Origin of the sequence: Methylobacillus caricis (genome assembly GCF_020532705.1) — a bacterium.
GTDB lineage: Bacteria > Pseudomonadota > Gammaproteobacteria > Burkholderiales > Methylophilaceae > Methylobacillus > Methylobacillus caricis.
On the sequence record NZ_JAJAVD010000001.1, the window covers coordinates 1003777 to 1022591 of the forward strand.

Annotated in this window: 20 protein-coding genes; 5 read left to right on the forward strand and 15 right to left on the reverse strand. The window is 50.8% G+C overall.

Going from position 1 to position 18815, the window contains the following annotated elements; genetic code table 11:
* Positions 1 to 36: 36 nt before the first annotated feature.
* The 6 genes from LG200_RS04780 to gloB all read right to left on the reverse strand — a co-directional run bounded on the left by LG200_RS04780 (position 37) and on the right by gloB (position 6861).
* Entirely contained in the window at positions 37 to 822 is a 786-nt protein-coding gene (locus LG200_RS04780; protein WP_226756443.1) for an enoyl-ACP reductase FabI, read from the reverse strand.
* Positions 823 to 887: 65 nt separating this feature from the next.
* Positions 888 to 1712, reverse strand: a complete 825-nt coding sequence (locus LG200_RS04785; protein WP_226756444.1) for an ABC transporter permease — start codon at positions 1710 to 1712, stop codon at positions 888 to 890.
* Positions 1709 to 2728 carry an ABC transporter permease gene (locus tag LG200_RS04790; RefSeq protein WP_226756445.1) on the reverse strand — a complete coding sequence of 340 codons (1020 nt, stop codon included), beginning with the start codon at positions 2726 to 2728 and terminating at the stop codon, positions 1709 to 1711. The genes LG200_RS04785 and LG200_RS04790 overlap by 4 nt, the downstream gene beginning before the upstream one ends.
* Before the next feature lie 5 nt (positions 2729 to 2733).
* The gene (locus tag LG200_RS04795; RefSeq protein WP_404809786.1) at positions 2734 to 4383 is read right to left on the reverse strand and encodes a peptide-binding protein; all 1650 of its coding nucleotides are present in this window, start codon (positions 4381 to 4383) and stop codon (positions 2734 to 2736) included.
* Between the two features lie 12 nt (positions 4384 to 4395).
* Positions 4396 to 5991 carry a lytic transglycosylase gene (locus tag LG200_RS04800; RefSeq protein WP_226756446.1) on the reverse strand — a complete coding sequence of 532 codons (1596 nt, stop codon included), beginning with the start codon at positions 5989 to 5991 and terminating at the stop codon, positions 4396 to 4398.
* 114 nt (positions 5992 to 6105) lie between these two features.
* On the reverse strand, positions 6106 to 6861 hold the full coding sequence (gloB, locus tag LG200_RS04805) for a hydroxyacylglutathione hydrolase (protein WP_226756447.1): 756 nt from the start codon (positions 6859 to 6861) through the stop codon (positions 6106 to 6108).
* Positions 6862 to 6922: 61 nt separating this feature from the next.
* On the opposite strand from gloB, the gene LG200_RS04810 reads away from it, so the two are divergent.
* The 3 genes from LG200_RS04810 to dnaQ are packed head-to-tail and all read left to right on the forward strand — an operon-like array spanning position 6923 to position 8791.
* Positions 6923 to 7648, forward strand: a complete 726-nt coding sequence (locus LG200_RS04810) for a class I SAM-dependent methyltransferase (protein WP_226756448.1) — start codon at positions 6923 to 6925, stop codon at positions 7646 to 7648.
* Entirely contained in the window at positions 7638 to 8093 is a 456-nt protein-coding gene (gene rnhA, locus LG200_RS04815) for a ribonuclease HI (RefSeq protein ID WP_226756449.1), read from the forward strand. Before LG200_RS04810 ends, rnhA begins: the two co-directional genes overlap by 11 nt.
* 8 nt (positions 8094 to 8101) lie before the next feature.
* Complete coding sequence (gene dnaQ, locus LG200_RS04820; protein WP_226756450.1) at positions 8102 to 8791, forward strand: DNA polymerase III subunit epsilon; 690 nt, start codon at positions 8102 to 8104, stop codon at positions 8789 to 8791.
* Between the two features lie 31 nt (positions 8792 to 8822).
* On the opposite strand, the gene queD is transcribed toward dnaQ, so the two are convergent.
* The 4 genes from queD to LG200_RS04840 are packed head-to-tail and all read right to left on the reverse strand — an operon-like array spanning position 8823 to position 12365.
* Positions 8823 to 9263, reverse strand: coding sequence for a 6-carboxytetrahydropterin synthase QueD (gene queD, locus LG200_RS04825; protein ID WP_226756451.1), 441 nt, complete (start codon positions 9261 to 9263; stop codon positions 8823 to 8825).
* Positions 9264 to 9316: 53 nt separating this feature from the next.
* The gene (locus LG200_RS04830) at positions 9317 to 10240 is read right to left on the reverse strand and encodes a histone deacetylase family protein (RefSeq protein WP_226756452.1); all 924 of its coding nucleotides are present in this window, start codon (positions 10238 to 10240) and stop codon (positions 9317 to 9319) included.
* A complete protein-coding gene (gene rsgA / locus LG200_RS04835) occupies positions 10237 to 11109 on the reverse strand; it encodes a ribosome small subunit-dependent GTPase A (protein ID WP_264193805.1) in 873 nt (290 codons plus the stop codon). Before rsgA ends, LG200_RS04830 begins: the two co-directional genes overlap by 4 nt.
* Positions 11110 to 11111: 2 nt before the next feature.
* A complete protein-coding gene (locus LG200_RS04840) occupies positions 11112 to 12365 on the reverse strand; it encodes a M48 family metallopeptidase (protein WP_226757305.1) in 1254 nt (417 codons plus the stop codon).
* A gap of 104 nt (positions 12366 to 12469) precedes the next feature.
* On the opposite strand from LG200_RS04840, the gene orn reads away from it, so the two are divergent.
* Positions 12470 to 13018, forward strand: a complete 549-nt coding sequence (orn, locus tag LG200_RS04845; protein WP_226756453.1) for an oligoribonuclease — start codon at positions 12470 to 12472, stop codon at positions 13016 to 13018.
* A 308-nt stretch (positions 13019 to 13326) separates the two neighbouring features.
* Here the strand turns inward: orn and glgA are convergent, their stop codons facing one another.
* Positions 13327 to 14778, reverse strand: coding sequence for a glycogen synthase GlgA (gene glgA, locus LG200_RS04850; RefSeq protein ID WP_226756454.1), 1452 nt, complete (start codon positions 14776 to 14778; stop codon positions 13327 to 13329).
* Positions 14779 to 14946: 168 nt separating this feature from the next.
* On the opposite strand from glgA, the gene crcB reads away from it, so the two are divergent.
* Positions 14947 to 15330 carry a fluoride efflux transporter CrcB gene (gene crcB, locus LG200_RS04855; RefSeq protein ID WP_226756455.1) on the forward strand — a complete coding sequence of 128 codons (384 nt, stop codon included), beginning with the start codon at positions 14947 to 14949 and terminating at the stop codon, positions 15328 to 15330.
* Here crcB and LG200_RS04860 read toward each other — a convergent pair.
* The 4 genes from LG200_RS04860 to hpnC are packed head-to-tail and all read right to left on the reverse strand — an operon-like array spanning position 15327 to position 18761.
* Positions 15327 to 15740, reverse strand: coding sequence for a phage holin family protein (locus LG200_RS04860; protein WP_226756456.1), 414 nt, complete (start codon positions 15738 to 15740; stop codon positions 15327 to 15329). The two genes, crcB and LG200_RS04860, sit on opposite strands and share 4 nt — an antisense overlap.
* Before the next feature lie 17 nt (positions 15741 to 15757).
* Complete coding sequence (gene hpnE / locus LG200_RS04865) at positions 15758 to 17074, reverse strand: hydroxysqualene dehydroxylase HpnE (protein WP_226756457.1); 1317 nt, start codon at positions 17072 to 17074, stop codon at positions 15758 to 15760.
* The gene (gene hpnD, locus LG200_RS04870; protein ID WP_226756458.1) at positions 17059 to 17895 is read right to left on the reverse strand and encodes a presqualene diphosphate synthase HpnD; all 837 of its coding nucleotides are present in this window, start codon (positions 17893 to 17895) and stop codon (positions 17059 to 17061) included. Before hpnD ends, hpnE begins: the two co-directional genes overlap by 16 nt.
* Positions 17892 to 18761, reverse strand: coding sequence for a squalene synthase HpnC (gene hpnC, locus LG200_RS04875; RefSeq protein WP_226756459.1), 870 nt, complete (start codon positions 18759 to 18761; stop codon positions 17892 to 17894). The genes hpnD and hpnC overlap by 4 nt, the downstream gene beginning before the upstream one ends.
* Between the last annotated feature and the right edge of the window lie 54 nt (positions 18762 to 18815).

Below are 18815 nucleotides of genomic sequence, written 5' to 3' on the forward strand. Positions count from 1 at the left end.
TGCGGTTACTTCGATGAAAACTTTATCGGTCTGTTGCTAATCTATCGTCCCTACTGCAGTGATATTCATGCCTGCGTCCACATAAGTGATCTCGCCAGTAATTCCTGATGCCAAGTCACTGCAAAGAAAGGCAGCTGCATTTCCTACTTCTTCGATGGTGACACTTCTGCGCAATGCCGCATGTTTTTCATTGAATCTGACCAGATCATCGAAACCGGTAATTCCCGAAGCTGCCAATGTGCGTATCGGGCCTGCAGAGACTGCATTGACACGGATACCCTTGGGGCCAAGGCTTTGCGACATATAGCGCACGTTGGCTTCCAGGCTTGCCTTGGCAACCCCCATTACATTGTAATTGGGCAGTGTGCGTTCTGCGCCTAGATAGCTGACGGTGAGCAGGCTGGCATTTTGGCCGGCTATCATTGGCATTGCAGCCTTGGCCAACGCGGTAAAGCTATAGGAGCTGATATCGTGCGCAATCTGGAAGTTTTCGCGGGTGACGCTATCCAGATAATCTCCATCCAAGGCGGCTTTTGGTACAAATGCAACAGAGTGCACCAGAATGTCGAGCTTGTCCCAATGCTGGCGCAGGGCAGTGAATAGCGCTTCAATCTGTTCGTCACTGCCTACATCGCAAGGCAACACTATATTGGAGCCTAGTTCGGCAGCCAGGCTACGGACCCTGTCCTGGAATTTCTCTTTCTGGTAAGTGAAGGCAATCTCAGCTCCCTCACGCTTCATGGCAGCGGCAATGCCGTAGGCAATGGAGCGATCGCTTAATAGTCCGACAATCAGTGCACGTTTTCCTGCTAGAAATCCCATATGGTTTCTTTCACATCGAAGAAATGGACATTTTGAGGATTGAATAGAGCTAAAAACCTGGAGATTTATCTATTTCTGGATGAGCGGGGATCAAATACATCCCTCAAACCCTCACCGAACAGATTGTAACCCAGCACGGTAATCAGTATGGCCAGGCCGGGGAAGAGTGATAACCACCAGGCAAATTGAATATATTCCTTGCCGTCTGTCAGAATATTGCCCCAGGATGCCTGTGGTGCCTGTACTCCCAATCCCAGAAAGCTGAGCCCTGACTCGATCAATACTGCACTGGCCACCCCCAGTACTGAACTGACAATCACCGGGGTCAGGCTGTTTGGCAGCAAGTGCTTGAAAATCAGTCTTTTGTCAGTTGCTCCCAGCGTTTCCGACGCCATGACGAATTCGCGGCTACGCAAGCTCAGGAATTCTGCGCGTACCAGTCGCGTTACGCCCATCCATGAGGTGAGGCCAATCACGATCATGATGTTCCAGATAGAAGGTGTGAGGAATGCGATCACTGCCAGGATCAGGAAAAATGTGGGGATAGATAGCATGACATCTACGGTACGCATAATAACGACATCTACCCAGCCACGGTAATAACCCGAGATAGCGCCGAGTATGATGCCGATGAAGGTTGCAATGCCCACCGCGACAAGCCCTACCAGCAAGGAAATGCGTGCGCCATAGAGCATGCGAGAAAAGACATCGCGACCGAGGCCGTCCGTGCCCATGAGGTGGGAGGATGAAGGCTCGAGCAAAATGGCTTTCACATCAATGGCATCAGGATCAAAAGGCGCAATCAGAGGCGCAAACAAGGCCAGCAGAAAAATCATACTGATGATGATGAATCCTGACAGTGCCAGAGGATTGGACAAGGCACGTTTCATTGCATGACTCCACGACGCACACGAGGATCAGCCCAGGCATAGGCGATATCTGCCAGCAGATTACCAAGCAGGGTTAATGCGGATCCTATGGTAAGGATGCCCATGATCACGGGGAAGTCACGCATCAGCACAGCATCGTAAAACAGCTTGCCCATGCCAGGGATGGCAAAAATAGATTCGGCAATGACAGAGCCGCCAATGAGTCCTGGGATGGAAAGGCCGAGAATGGTGATCAATGGCAGGAGTGCATTGCGCAGCGCATGGCCATAGACGATGGTATTTTCTGGAAGACCCTTGGCCCGGGCCGTGGTGATATAGTCCTGATGCAGCACATCCAGCATACCGTTACGTACAAAGAGCGAAATCCCCGCCAGGCCGCTGAGCGCCGAAATGAAGACAGGCAAGGCTAGGTGCTTCAGGGTATCCAGGGCGCGTGCAAACCAATTCATTGATTCAGCTCCCTGGCTATGCAAGCCGGAAATCGGGAGCCAGTCATGCACTACGCCAGTCCAGTACATCATGAGCAGGGCTAGCCAGAATCCGGGTATGGCAAATCCAACAAAGACAAACAGGGTAATTGCCCGGTCTGGCGCTCGATTCTGTGTCAATGCGGATACCACACCGAGCGGCAGCGCAATCACGAGAATGAGGGCCAGGCTGAGTACGTTGATTAACAAGGTAATGGGCAGGGCCTCTTGAATCATGCCTGGTGTGACATTGCCCTCTTTGTCCTTGGTTTGCCAGAAGACAGGGCGTTGGTGTGATGCAAAAGAAGTACCAAAATCCATCTTGACCATGCGTTGCAGCCATAACCCATACTGGACAATCACGGGCTTGTCCAGATTGTAGATTTCACGCAATTTTTGCCGGGACTCTTCACTTGCCTTGGGGTCAAAACCAGATTCAGTGGTAGTGATGTCTCCAGGTGCCAGATGGATGATGAGAAATGACACCAGGCTGATGCCTATCAGCAGCGGGACCATCCAGAACAGGCGCTGTAGCAGGTATTTAAGCATATCGTTTACTGACTGATCTCTGTGCGGCGTAATGGTTTTGGGATATACCATTCCTGCGAGTTATGTCCAATACCAGCAGGTGGAGCAGGATTATCTATACCCTTGATGCGTTTATGTATGGCCGGCAGGCCGTAGCCTGCAAACAGGTAAACAATCGGGCTTTCTTCCTGGAGAATCTGTGCGAACTCGTGATAGATTTTCATGCGCTTGTCAGGGTCCAGTTCCATGCGGCCTTTTTCCAGCAAACGGTCAACACGCGAGTTGTTGTAGCCGATAAAGTTGAATTGTCCCGGCGCCTGTTGGGATGAATGCCAAATATTGTATTGATCAGGATCTATCGCCAGACTCCAGCCCAATACCACCATATCGAAATCACCAGTCTTGATGAAGCGGCCAATGAAGCTGGCCCATTCCAACACCCTGATCCTGACATCGATGCCGACTTCCTTCAGGCGCCGCTGGATCAAGACCGCGCTCATTTCACGTTGCTTGTTCTGATTGGTCAGTATCTCAAAAGACAAGGGTTTACCATTACGCTCAAGTATGCCGTCTCCATTACTGTCTTTAAAACCAGCCTGGCGTAACAGCTCCCTGGCTTTTTCGGGGTCGTACGAATATGGGGCAAGGTTGGGATTAGTCCAGCGTGTTCCGGGCTTGTAAGGGGATGACACTGGCTCTCCCAGGCCGAGTAGCACCCCGTCTATCAACTCTTGTTTGTTAATTGCATAATTGATGGCTTTGCGCACGCGCACATCATCAAAAGGTTTGTGCTTGAGATTGAATCCCAAGTAGGTATAACTGTTGCCCAGTTCCTTATAGAGGCCGAATTTTTGTTCCAGCTCTGGGCGGGCAGGGAAGATCCGGGCATATTGCACCGGATTGAGGATCATGGTGTCTATGTTATTGGCCATGAGCTCCAGGAATTGCGAAGCTTCGTCCGGGATAAATCGGCTCACCAAACGTTCTATTCTGGCTGGTCCTTGGGTTGAAAGTGGATTGCGCACCAGCGATATCTGTTCACCGCTACGCCATTTTTCCAACTTGTAGTAATGACTGCCGACCGGGTTTCTTGCGAACGGTGTGTTATTGATGTCTTGGCCCTGCAGCAAATGCTTGGGCAGTATCTGTAGACCTGCCCAGGAATTGACGGCCGGGGCATAAGGCTCCGCATAAGTGACCCTGAATGTACGTGCGTCGGGAGTTTCTGCGCGTACTACCAATTTGTAGTCTGAACCGTAAGGGGTGCGTGTCTTGTCATCAGTGACCAGCTTCCAAGTGAACAAGATGTCTGCGCTGGTCAGCGGCTTGCCATCAGCCCATTTGAGGTCGGGCTTGAGCTTGAAAGTAATGGTTTTCTGGTCAGGCGACACTTGCCATGACTCTGCCAGCTCACCCTCGAATTCCAGGTTTTTGTCGTAGCGCAGCAAACTGCTGAATATGTTCTGGGCCACTGCCGAAGCTGCGGCTTCTCCTGCAATCATGGTAATCAGTCCGCCCGGCTCTCCGCGAGTGGCATCTATCATGGTACCGCCATCTTCGGGCGGATATTCAACACTGAAATCTACCGTATTGCCAATGGGTGTCTTGCCGCATGAGGTCAGCATGACGCAGGCAAGCAACAGTGTAGGTAAAAGAGTGTGTTTGATAGAGTGCATAGGTGAGAGGTATTAAGCCTCGTCGGGAGGTGACACTGTCAGTTTGTTGCCGGGGGTGATATGCGATCCAGTCAGTTTATTCCAGCGTTTGAGATCCTTGCTTTGCACATCAAATTTACGGGCAATGCTGTCCAGGGTATCACCACGTTTGACTACATAATGGCTTTTTACTACTTTTTTGCCACTGGCAGCACTCAGTGCAACTTTGGAAGCGGAAGTGGTATTGATGTCCAGGGTTTGGCCAGCTTTCAAGGTGCTGGATTTCAATCCGTTGGCAGATATGAGCTGCTGGGAGGTCAGGCCGTATCGCTTGGCAATGAGATAAATGTTTTCGCCGCTCTTGACCGTATGCTTGAAACTCTTGGTTGCAGAGGTTGATGTGCCGGGTAAATCAATCTGTCTATGGTCAGCCACGGCAATTACGGCATCGGTGTCAGTATCCATCTTGACCGGCACCAGAATGGGCATGTTGCTCTTGATGATTTGTTTGCTGGACACAAGCCCATTTACGTCAATGAGCTTGGTTTGATCTATGCCGAATTTGCGGGCGATTTGGTCCATGCGCTCGCCTCGTTTGGCATGATAGGTTTGCCAGCTGACCAAAGGTTTGTCATAGGCTGACAAGTTACTATTAAAGGTTTCAGCGGCAGAAATCGGTAACAGTATTTCATGCACATTGCCTGAAGCCGTCAGAACAGGCCTGTTGTATTCTGGGTTGAGCGAGGTGAATTCTTCATATGAAATTTCTGCAAGTTCCGCTGCTACTCGTGCATCTATTTGTTGGGGCGCAGTGACTTTTGTGAAATAGGGCCGGTTGGGGATGGTTTGAATATTCAGGCCATAGTGCTGTGGATTGGTCATAATGTTTTTCACTGCCTGCAGCTTGGGAACATAATTCCGTGTTTCATCGGAGAGTTCCAGGCTTTGGTAGTCAGTTGGCAAGCCCCGGCTACGGTTGCGTTCAATGGCCCGGCTGACTGTGCCTTCACCGGCGTTATAGGCAGCCAGCGCCAAATCCCAGGTACCAAACATGACATATAGTTTTTGCAGGTAGTTCAAGGCAGCGTTGGTAGCAGCTCTTACATCACGGCGATTATCTGCCCACCAATCCTGTTTCAAGCCGAAGTTCTTGCCAGTAGAGGGAATGAACTGCCAGATACCGGAAGCACTGCTTCGTGATAAGGCCTGCGGGTTGAATGCACTCTCTATCATGGGCAGCAGCGCAATCTCGGTTGGCATGCCGCGTTTCTGCACTTCCTCTACGATATGGTAGAGGTAGCGTTGACTGCGATCGACCATCCGCTTGACATAGTCCGGGCGTGAAGAATACCAAGCCTCGTGGCTGCTGGTATATGGAGACTGCAATTCCTGCATGCCATATCCATCCTTGATGCGATGCCACAGGTCGAAGGCAACCAGTTCAGGATCGTCGACTGACCTATTGCCGATCACGCCGCTATCAGGCAGGTAATGGGAAAGGGCATCGCCAGGATAATCTCCGAGGATGACGATTTCATCGCCTGCCACATTGGTGTCGGCAAGCACTGCGGGAGTGGCAAAAACAGGGGAGGCCAGCAATACCAGCTTCAGCAGGGACTTTACAGTCATTCGTACTTCTCGGATGGCTTTAGAGTGCTAGGATAGTATCGAATCAATGAATAGAGCGTCAAGTCCATGACCTAAATAAAGATGCTACTTGAAATATAGTAAGTATATAAATGATTAAAAATGGTTTCTCATTTGACGAATTGCACTGAATACTTGAGCTGGATCCTGGTTTTTGCTGCCTGACGCCTGTTGGATTTGCGGCTGATTACAACGCAGAAATGGATTGGTGGCAAGCTCTAATGCCAGGGTTGATGGCAATGTCGGCATCTGTCGTGCTCTGCTTAGGGATACTTCATGCTGTCGTTTTACCAAATCCGGATTACCCGGCTCGAGGGTCATGGCAAATTTTAGGTTGTGTTCTGTATATTCATGGGCGCAATAGACTTTGGTGCCAGCTGGCAATCCAGCCAGTTTCTGTAAAGATTCATACATCTGTTCCGGGGTGCCTTCGAACAATCGGCCACAGCCTGCACCAAACAGGGTATCACCGCAAAACAGCATTTGTTGCCCGTAATAAGCTACATGTCCTAGGGTGTGTCCTGGGACTTCTATCACTTCAAGCTGTAATTCAAGTGTGGGCAGGACTACTATATCGCCGGCTTGCACCGGATAATGGTTAAATTTGTATTGTTCCTTGGCGGGTGCGTAGACTGCAACCTGGGGCGCATATTGCATCAATGTCTCAACGCCGCCAATATGATCAGCATGGTGATGGGTGATAATGATGGTATCTAGCGTGAGGGATGCAGCTGACAGAGCCGCGATCACAGGGGCAGCATCCCCAGGATCAACGACGACAGCATGGTTTTTTCTATGCAGCAGCCAGAGATAGTTGTCCTGAAATGCAGGAATCGGGATAATTTCTAGCATGGCAGCATCCGTGGCGCGTTTTGTTTGTTCATCCGAATAATCATTTGTTTTTGAGGCCTGAATGTCAATAGACAACCTAGAGCAATGGCTGGCAACTCCGCTGGGGAAATATCTGCAGGAACAAGAACAGCTGTTGTTCGATGAGGCCGTGCATGATATTTTCGGTTTCAACGCCATGCAATTTGGCATGTTGGAACTGAATCTGTTGCAAAATTCCCGTATCCCCTACAAGTTCCATGCCAGTGTTTCCTCGGGAGCTGTACAGTGCGAGTCCCACAAGCTTCCATTGCCGGAAAATACCTTGGACCTGGTCGTCATGCCCCATACCCTGGATTTTAGCGAGCACCCTCACCAAACCTTGCGCGAGGCTGCCCGTGTCATGGTACCTGAGGGGCATATTGTGATCAGTGGGTTCAACCCACTAAGCACTTGGGGGATCAGGCGCTTGGCGAGTGAAAATGGTACTTACCCATGGGATGCCAATTTCTTAAGCCTGATGCGGATCAAGGACTGGCTGGCATTGCTGGATTTCGAGATAGTGGACTCCAGGATGACCTGCCATATGCCACCATTCAAAAGCGCTTCCTGGCTGGGTCGCTATAGCATGGTGGAGCGGCTGGGCGCAAGATTGTGGCCTATGATGGGAGGAGTATACTTCGTCGTTGCCAAAAAACGCGTGCTGGGCATGCGCCTGATCAAGCCGGCCTGGAAAAAACCCAGGCTTAATGCCAATTTGCTGCCAGCACCTACACAAAGAACGGATACACAAAAAAAGCATGAGCAATAGTTATATCGAGATTTATGCCGATGGGGCATGCAAGGGGAATCCTGGCCCCGGGGGCTGGGGTGCCTGGCTGGCATTTGAGGGGCATGAAAAGGAATTGTGGGGTGGTGAGTTATTGACCACCAATAACCGCATGGAGCTGACGGCAGTGATTCGTGCGCTGGAAGCTCTCAAACGTGAATGCGATGTGAAAATCTTTACTGACTCCGTCTATGTTCAGAAAGGAATCACCGAGTGGGTGCATGGGTGGAAAGCACGGGGTTGGCGAACCAGCGATAAAAAACCGGTAAAGAATGTTGATTTGTGGCAACAATTGGATGCGCTGGTGCAGCAGCACAAGATCGAGTGGAAATGGGTCAAGGGCCATGCCGGAAATGTAGGCAATGAACGTGCGGATGAACTTGCCAATAAAGGCGTAGATCAAGTGCTTGGCAAAGTCGTTGCCTAAGGAAGCAGATGAGACAAATTTTCCTCGATACTGAAACCACCGGGCTGTACCACGCCCAGGGTCATCGAATCATTGAAATTGCCGGGGTAGAGCTGGTTAATCGCCGCCTGACGAATAATCACTTTCATGTCTACCTCAATCCTGACCGGGAGATAGATGCTGCGGCACAGGAAGTTCATGGCATTACATTGGAGTTCCTGCAGGATAAGCCACGCTTCCAGGATATTGCAGGGGAATTCCTGAGTTTTGTCGCGGGAGCTGACCTCATCATCCATAATGCGCCATTTGATATCGGCTTTCTGAATGCCGAACTAGGCAGGATTGAGCAGCGGAACATAGAGCATAGCGTTAATGAAATCATTGATACACTGAAGATGGCCAAGGAGATGCGTCCCGGACAGAGAAATAACCTGGATGCCCTGTGCCGTCACTTTGGTGTAGACAATTCCACCCGCACCTTGCATGGCGCCTTGCTGGATGCGGAGCTGCTGGCTGATGTCTATATGGCCATGACGCGAGGCCAGGAAAGTCTGATGATCGATATGCTGGAGGGGACGGGTTCAGATGCGCATGGTGAGGTTGTTTTGAAGCGTAACAAGCCACTGGTAGTCCTGGCTGCTAATGAAGCGGAGCAGGGTGAGCATGAGCAATACCTGCAAGCCCTTGCCAAAGGAGGTGCTTGTGTCTGGACCCAATAAATAATCCTTGGTTGAGCAGGGTAATTGCCTATTAGCCTAATGCATCTGCCCAGCTATTGGGAGTTTCGTAGAGCCGTACACGTTCCAGCTTGAGATGGGTGCCATAGGTATCATGGTATTCTGCCTTGAGTATGCGGAATGCCTCTGCGGCCATGTTTTCTGCAGTAGGTACAGTGTTGAACACTACAGTTTTGTGGTCAGGCAGGCTTTGCAGGAATTGCAACACCTGTGCATCGCCTTGGTAAACCAGGAATGCATGATCCCATACCTCCACTACTGCCCGCTTGGCAATGGCTTTCACATCGGAGAAGTCCATGACCATGCCATTATCTGAAGAACCTTCCTGTTGGATAATGTCGCCGGACAAGGTAATTTCCATGGCATATCGGTGGCCGTGCAGATTCCGGCACTGGCTCTTGTGACTGGGAATGCGATGGCCTGCATCGAATTCAAGACGGGTGGTGATTTGCATGGCGCGATTATAGCAGTAAAGCCTGGATGCTTATGAGGCTTGCTGGTTTCCGATTAAATGCCTGCTAGGGTGCTTACATGCATGCTGGCGCTTTCTGCGAGTGCGGGTAGGTGATAGCCGCCTTCCAGCAATGACACTATTCGATGTTTTGAATAGCGCGCTGCAGTGTCCATAATGAATCCCGTCATCCAGGTATAGTCTTCTGCCGTCAGGCCAAGCCTTGCCAGAGGGTCGTCCTGATGTGCATCAAAACCCGCGGAAACAAAGATCATTTCGGGCCTGAAATGCTTCAGTGCCGGCGCAAAATTATCCATCACCGCCTGGCGGAACTCTTCCCCATCGCTATTGGCGGCCAATGGAACATTGATCATGCGGTCAGTGCGCGTATCTGCTCCCCGATGGGGGTAAAAAGGGTGCTGAAAAGTAGAACACAGCATGACTCTCTCATCATCCTTGAATATATCTTCAGTGCCATCACCGTGATGCACATCAAAATCAATAATGGCGACCCGTTTCAACTGGTGTGCTGACAGTGCATGGGCTACTCCTGCGGCCACATGATTGAAAATACAAAAGCCTGCCGCCCTTGCCTTGCCAGCATGATGGCCTGGAGGGCGCACACAGCAGAAAGCGTTGCCCGCTTTTTCCCCCAGGACCAAGTCAGTGGCAAGAATCGCGGCACCCGTCGCATGCAAGCAGGCTTGGAGCGACATGGGGCCCATGGCGGTGTCAGGATCAAGTCGTACAGTACCTGCCAGAGGGGAAAGTTCGCGAATATATTTTACATAGGATGCGCTATGCACTCGCAACAGATGTTCGTCTGTAGCCAGTGGTGCTTCATGGCGCTGTAGCCTGGTTAGGATTTGCTTATGCGCCAGCGCATCCATGATGGCGGTAATTCTGGCTGGCGACTCCGGGTGTTTCCCATCCATCACGTGAAGCAGAGTATCAGGATGGGATATCAGGGCAGTTTTCACTGCATTTCTTGCCTTAATTGCTGATAGTAACCCAAACGCCGTGCCGGAATGTGACTGTCGATGACGGCTTGCTGCAAGGCACAATCAGGTTCTTTGAGATGTCGGCAATTATTGAAGCGGCATTTCCCCAGGAAAGGCCGGAATTCGATAAATGCATGTTCCAGTTGATCTGCGCTCAGGTGATGCAAGCCAAATTCTTGTAGCCCTGGCGAATCTATCAGTTGACTATGGGCATCGAGGTGATAAAGATGGGCGGCCGTGGTGGTATGCTTGCCGCTATCAAGCACTGTAGACACCTCTTGTGTGCGCACTTGTTGTCCAGGAAGCAGGGCATTCACAATAGTGGATTTGCCCATGCCGGATTGTCCAACCAATACACTTGTTTGCTCTTGCAGCCAGGGGCGAAGCGGTGAAATATCCTGTTTGGCTGATAAAGGCTGGATAATGTAGCCAAGTTTGGCATAGTCCTGAAGACGCTCTAGCGCGTCACTGTTGTCGCCTATATCGCATTTGTTCAGCACGATCACGGCACGGATGCCCGCTGCTTCTGCAGCAATCAGGCAGCGATTGAGCAGTTCTTCATAAAAGCTAGGCGTGGTGGCGAGCACAATGACCACTTGCGTGACGTTCGAGGCCAGCATTTTGCTGCGGAAGCTATTGCTGCGATAAAGCAGGCTGTGTCTGGGCTCAAGTTTTTCCACCACCCCTTCATTGCTATCAGTGAGCTTGATTCCGACACGATCCCCGCAGGCAAGATCGGTTTTCTTGCCGCGTGTTACACAGCTAATCTGCCTACCATCATCCAGCTCCACCCCGTAGCGCTTGCCATATGAGGCGACTACGAGGCCACTTGATAATTGGGCAGACAAAATCAGCGGGCGGTGAATGCAGCCAGCCTGGCAATGCGTATGCTGGCTGGTGGGTGTGAATCATAAAATGCCGAATGCAGAGGGTCTGGCGTCAAAGTTGACGCATTGTCGCGGTATAGCTTGACCAATGCTTCAACCAGGTAACGTGCATCCGCGTTCTGGGCCGCATACTCATCAGCCTCGAACTCATTTTTTCGAGAATAGCCAGCCAGCAATGGGCGTAGCAGGAACAGGAATACCGGGCTGACCAGAAGAAACAGCAGCAAGGCCATGTAGTCACTGGCTTGGGCAACGCCCAGTCCAGCATAGAACCATTCCTGCTGCGTCAACCAGCCCAACACTGCCAGTCCGATAAAGCTGACGAAGAACATGAGGGCGATGCGCTTGATGACGTGCTTGTGTTTGAAATGGCCAAGCTCGTGTGCAAGCACAGCCTCAATTTCATCTGTATCCAGGCGTTCCAGGAGCGTATCGAAGAATACGACACGCTTGCTGGCACCAAAACCAGTGAAGTAAGCATTGCCATGGCTGCTGCGGGTAGAGCCGTCCATGACGAAAAGTCCCTGGGACTTGAAGCCGCACTTGGTGAGCAATGCTTCTATGCGCACTTTCAATGACTCATCAGTCAGGGGGGAAAACTTATTGAATAAAGGCGCGATGAAAGTCGGATAGATTGCCAGCATCAACAGGTTGAAGGCACTCCACACTATCCAGAGGTAAAGCCACCAGTAATCGCCGGCACCTTGCATGAGCCAGAGTGCTGCGAACAACAGGGGGGCACCAAGCAGTAAGCCCACAATGCTGTGTTTGATCATGTCGATGAAATACATGGCTGGTGTCATCTTGTTGAAGCCAAAGTGCTGGTCTACAACAAAAGTACGATAGTAATCAAATGGCAGGTCTATCAGGCTGCTGACCAGAAGCGCGCTGAGTATGACTAGTGCTCCTCGTATGATGTCGTGCTGTGGCAATACACCCCTCCAGACATCGTCAATCAGCTGCAGCCCCCCCCCTATGGTCAGTGCAGCCAACAGCAAGGCTTGCACCGCAGTTTCCAGCAAGGCAGTGCGGGTCTTGGCCGCAGAGTAGTCAGCTGCTTTCTGGTGGGCATCCAGGCTGATTGTCGAGCTGAATGCTGCAGGCACCTGGTTGCGGTGAGATTGAATATAACTGACATGGCGGCGGCCCAGCCAGATACGAATGGCTGTAGTCAGCACAAGCAGTGATGCAAAGAGGATAGTCAGGTCGGTAGCCATCATTTTGGTTGTTTTAAGTTAGAATGTTGTGTTTATTTTGAAGCACTAAAGCGGTGGAAGGTTCACCTAACTTTGCATGCAATCACATTTTAATGGAAATCATTATGTCACAACACAACGACAATCTCATATGGCTGGATATGGAAATGAGCGGTTTGCTACCAGATAGCGACCGCATTTTGGAGCTGGCCGCGGTTGTCACTGATGCACAACTCAATGTTCTGGCAGAGTCACCCGTGCTGGTGGTGCATCAATCGGATGCGGTGCTGGATGGCATGGACGCTTGGAATAAGGGAACTCATGGTCGTTCCGGCCTTATTGAAAAGGTGAAGGCTTCTACATTGGATGAGGCTGCTGCTGCCGCACAAATGATAGGGTTCCTCAAGGAATTTGTACCTACAGGCAAGTCCCCCATGTGTGGTAATTCCATTTGTCAGGACAGGCGCTTTATGGCGCGATACATGCCTGAGCTTGAATCCTACTTTCATTACCGCAACCTGGATGTCAGCGTATTCAAGGAGCTGGCTCGTCGCTGGCGGCCTGCTTTGATTGCAGGTTTCAAAAAGAGCAGCAAGCACGAGGCGCTGGCAGATATTTACGAATCAATCGATGAACTCAAGTATTATCGCGAGCATTTCCTCCGCATGGAATAAGCATGGGTTGGCATTTTATCGCTCGGCTACTGTTTCGTAGTAAGATCGACAGGCAAAAAAACGGGTGCGTTAAACGCACCCATAAGGGAGGAGAAGTATAGCTTTGGAGAAAGCTCGCATTATGAAAGAAGCACTATTCATGCCATTCACATTACGTTAGGTATCATAATAGGCATCAAGTGTTACTGAATTATTGCTGTGGCTTGGAAAATGGTTAGCAAACTGTTAAAAAGATGTAACAGTTTGCATTAATAAAAGAAATTGCCGAGGCTTAAGGTAGCCGCATCCAGATTTGGCTGCCGGGAGTATTAGGCGATGAGTTGTTGATATAGGTCAAGATAGGCTTGGGCGCTCGTATTCCAGCTCAGGTCGCGCTGCATGCCATTACGCTGGATTTTTCTCCATGCCCTGGGATCATGGTAATACATCAAGGCCCGTTCCACAGCCTGCAATAGTTGTTGCGGATTCGCTGACTTGAGCACAAAACCTGTAGCCGTGTTGTTTTTCATACTCCTGGCATTACTATCATTGACCGAGTCCGCGAGTCCGCCAGTGCTTGTCACAATTGGCGGGGTGCCGTAGCGCAAGCCATACATCTGGTTGAGTCCGCATGGTTCAAACCGGGAGGGCATGATGAACATGTCCGACCCCGCCATGATCTGGTGCGAGAGGGGTTCTTTGTAGCCTATGGTAACGCTCACCTGTCGTGGATGACGTGATGCTAACATGCGAAAACCCTGCTCCATCTGCGCTTCTCCATTGCCCAATACAACAATCTGGCAGTTCTGTGCCAGCAGTTTCCCGGCAATTTCCAGGAAGATGTCCAGACCTTTCTGGTGTGTCAGCCTGCTGACAATCCCTAATAGCGGCTTATGCGCAGCGGCTTCTAATCCTAATTGTACCTGCAACGCCTTTTTGACTATCTTCTTGTCTGCCAAGTGCTCAATGTTGTAGGTTTTTGCCAGGTAAGGGTCTGTAGCCGGATTCCATTCCTGCATTTCTATTCCATTTAATATCCCGTGTATCTCATGGCTGCGGCTTGCCAACAGGCCTTGCATGCCGAAGCCGAATTCCTCGGTCTGGATTTCCTGCGCATAGGTAGGGCTAACGGTAGTAATGCTGTCAGCGTAATAAATGCCGCCTTTAAGAAAGGACATTTGCCCGTAGTATTCGATTCCATTGATCTGGTAGCTTTCTTCTGGCAAACCAAGACGCTTGACCCATCCCGTAGGATAGCTACCTTGGAAAGCAAGATTATGGATACTGATCATGGATTTGGCATAAGCTGCGTCAGAATGGTGCAGAAACGCTGGCGTGAGCCCGCTTTGCCAATCATTACAGTGCACCACATCTGGTATCCAGTCCTGAAGGGGACTGTAGGTACAGCCGAGTATGGCGCCTATCTTCGAGAGTATGCCGAAGCGAAGGGGATTGTCTTCCCATTCCTGGCCACTGCTATTGCTGTATGGACCACCTTGACGGTCATACAGTTGTGGGCACTCTATGGCGATTACTTCTACACCCGTATCAGGCATGATGCCTAGAATGAGGTTTGCCGTGCCCACTTCTGGCAGATATTGCAAGGTGGTGAGAAAGCGTTTTTCCTGCAGTTTCTGCAATACAGACGGATAACCGGGTAGCAGGATGCGAATGTCCACGCCCAGGTCGCGCAGTGCAGCGGGCAAGGAGCCGCTGACATCGGCCAGGCCGCCGGTCTTGATCAAAGGGTAAGCTTCAGAGCTGACAAAAAGGATACGCAAGGTTGGCGGTCTTTATTCGTTAGTATTAGTCAATCGAGTATTGATCTCAGTTCAAGGCTCTGCAAATCGCATGCCATCCAAACAGCCGCCAAAATTTGCCTCTGCTTCGCTACTAAATCATACTCACAGCATTCAAGCATATCAAATAACGGTGATACGGAGTATGACATGGCGCTGGGCGGATTTCTTGCAGTAGGACTGGGGGCGGCAATAGGTGCTTGGGTGCGCTGGGGGTTGGGCATCCTCATGAATGCGGCGTTTCCATTGCTACCATTGGGCACCTTGCTGGCCAACCTGGTGGGCGGTTACCTGATCGGCTTGGTGATGGGCGTAGTGTTGACCGGCACAGTGCTATCGCCAGAAGCCCGGCTTTTCATGGTGACAGGATTTCTTGGTGGCTTGACCACTTTCTCGACATTCTCGGCCGAAGCCACAGATTTATTGTTCCGTGGTGAGTACGGGTGGGCAGCTACTCATATCCTGACGCACCTGCTTGGCTCATTGCTATTGACCTGGATGGGCGTCCTGACCGTACAGTATTTTCGTGGCTAGATGGAAATGGTATTGGGATTGCTATTGAGCGGCAAAAATTGAAGCGCTATGCCCTGGCTTGGCAACATCCATTCAATTAGGAAGCCAATGACAGCAATCAATATGCTGGCAAAAAATGCCGTCCAGAAACCGGAAAGTTCAAACCCCCTGATCAGCTTGGCGACGAGCATAATCATCAAGGCATTGATGACTAACGCAAAAAATCCGAATGTCACCAATGTTAACGGGAAGGTAAGTATCAGCAGCAATGGCCTGATGATGGCATTCACAAAACCTAGTACCAGGGCGGAAATCAATAGCGAGAGGCGCGATGAAAATTTAATGCCGCTGAATAACAGGCTGGTGAGCCAGAGTGAAAGACTCATGATGGCCCAGTGTAAAAAGAAATCATAAATATCGCCTGAAATCATGGATATATCCATTATATCTAAAGTGAGTTGATAATATTTTCCGCAGCTGAGAATCCACTGCGTACAGCACCTTCTATGGTGGCAGGGTAGTCCTGCAACGTACTCCCGCTGCTGACATAATCACCTGCTAATAACAGCCCCCGGATGGCAGTTAATTGCTCTGGTCGTTGCAGCTTTGCAGTACAGGCAAACGTTGCGCGCTTCTCGGCGATCACCTTGTGCCACAAAGGATTTTGCAGTTGTGGATAGAGCTGTTCTATTTCCTGGGCGACTCCGGTTGCCAACTGTTCCTGTGTTAATCCCTGATGGCGTCCTTCTGCGCTGATGACGACGGCCATTAATCCATGCTGTCCGTAAAGCAGGCCACGGTCAAATATCCACTGCCCAAGCCGGTTGCTGAGTCCTTTCATGGGTCTATCCAGTCTGGTGCTGGTAGGGTATTGCAGATAGACGGTGTAGATAGGCTGGTATTGTAGTGAATGGCATCTTTCAATACTGTCAGCAGCATCGGGAACTTCAGCCAGCAACGGCGCCACCCGGAAGGGAGATGTAGCCACTATGATGTGGCTGTATTGCTGGCTGGTCGCCTGGGTATGGATATACAGCTTGTCACCGGCCTGGCTGATCCGTTCTACGGCGGTGTTCAGGCTGACATTGCCGCCACGTGCCTGAATATAGTTTGCAGCCGGATCTGCCAGCAGGACGCTCAGGTCTTGCCTGGGCAGCAGCATGTCGCTATCTGATTTTGCACGCGCAAAGCTATCTCGTAACACGTTCAGGAAAACCTGCGCGCTGGCAGTCGCTAGCGGAGTATTAAGGGCAGCCAGGCAAAGCGGTTCCCATAGCATGGATATTAGCCGTTGTGGCTGGCCTGCCAGCAAAACCTGGAGCGGCATATCCTGTTCAAGGGCGAAGTTACGCAGGCGTAGCCTCACCATCAGTTTTACCGCTGCTAGCCTCTCTGGAAAGCTCAGGCCTTGTGCTTGCAATAATCCCGCGAGGATATGCAGTGGGGCAGGCAGGTGTGGGCTGGCGTATAAAGAAAACTCATCCTGCATGACCAGTTCCAGCGGCAATCGCAGCAGGGCATGATCAAGGTTTACACCACTGGTCTCAAGTAGCTGAAGCGTGGCGCTGTATGCGCCAAGCAGGATGTGCTGCCCATTATCCAGTGTTTGGCTTTGCCATTGTATAGCACGAGCCCGTCCGCCGAGTTGATGACTGGATTCGAACAGGTTGACCCTGATGCCGGCTTTGCTGAGTGCAACTCCCGCTGCCAGCCCGGCACATCCTCCGCCTATAATGGCGACATCAGCAGCTAATTGCGTACCCATGTTATCCAGGCGAGCCAAAGCTTGCGCAAAGGGGTCAATGATACGCGCGCATTCAGTACGACTTGTATGTTATCCGCCCTGATTTCCTTGAGCAGGGTACGGTAAATTGCGGACATGATGAGCCCGGTGCGTTGTGGCCTGCGATCTTCATTGGGCAGCTCGGCCAATGCCTTGTCATAGTAGCGTTCAGCACGGCTGGCCTGAAACTCAAGCAATTGTCGCATGTTGTCGGATTCACGGCCCTGCAGGATGTCATCTTCCGTGACGCCAAATTTTTCCAGCTCCTCTATGGGTAAGTAAATACGTCCACGCCTGGCATCCTCTCCCACATCACGGGTAATGTTGGTCAATTGGAAAGCCATGCCCAGGTCAAGCGCATACTGTAGTGTCTGGGGGTTGCTGTAACCAAATATTGAGGCAGACAGCAGGCCTACCACACTGGCCACACGGTAGCAGTAGAGTTCAAGTTCAGCAAAATCCCGGTAGCGATTTTGCTCCAGATCCATCTGCATGCCGTCAATAATTTCGAGCAAATGTTGCTGTTGCAGCGCATATTGCTTGATGGGTTCTTGCAAGGCCTTGCTGACAGGATGTTGTGGTTGCCCAGCATAGAGTTTTGCAATTTCGGTGCGCCACCACTCCAGTTTTGTACGAGCTACATTGAAGTCTTGTACTTCATCTGCAATATCATCCACCTCACGGCAAAAAGCATACAGTGCAGTAATCGCCTCACGTTTGGGCTTGGGAAGAAACAGGAAACTATAATAAAAGCTTGAGCCGCTCGCAGCGGCTTTTTTCTGGCAATATTCTTGTGGAGTCATTTTTTGCTCACTGCCCGATAAAGCATATAGGCCCAGTCTCTTGGAGTGAGCACAGGGCGCTGATTGAATACATCACCATGCTGACGGTGAAGTTTATGCAGGATGCGTTCGCCTCCGGCAATAATGGAGCGCATTTCCAGCCCGATGCGGCCAGGCAGGGCCAAGCCGAGAGGGGCGCCTGATTGTAGTAGTCGCCGGGTGCGATTGATTTGGAATTCCATGAATAGGCTCCAGGTGCCATTACTCTTCTTCTCTGCAACCTGCCGCGCTATTTGTTCTTCAGTGATTTTGTATTTCAGCATTTCATCTTGCGGGAAATAAATCCTGTCTTTGCGATAGTCTATTTCCACATCCTGCAAAAAGTTAATGAGTTGCAATGATGTGCAAATCGCATCAGACAGGCCTAGGTTTCTGGGAGTGGCTGCCTTGTATAGATGTAAAAGGAGCCTACCCACCGGGTTTGCAGAACGCCGGCAGTAGTCGATCACCTCGCCAAAGTCGGCGTAACGCGCTTTGACTACATCCTGACTGAAGGCGGAAAGCAGGTCATAAAATGGCTCCAAGGGTAGCTGGCGCTTTTTTATCATGGCCTGCAAGGCCTTGAAAAGCTCAGTATCAGGGGATTGCCCACTCTTAATCTTGTCCAGTTGCAGACGAAACTCTTGCAACATTTCAAGCCGCTGTTCTGGGCTAAAGTCACCTTCATCAGCAAAGTCATCTGCCTGGCGGGCAAATGCGTAAATCAGCCCGATAGGCTCACGCAGGTGCTTGGGTAGCAAAATGGAGGCCACCGGAAAGTTTTCATAATGCGATTTGGCCAGGGCCATACTTGCATCAATGGCGGCTTGGGAATTTGAAGTAGTCATAGGCGGCCTAAAGTATGCCATAAAATGCTTGTAGCCGTGCTTTGTGGCAAGTGA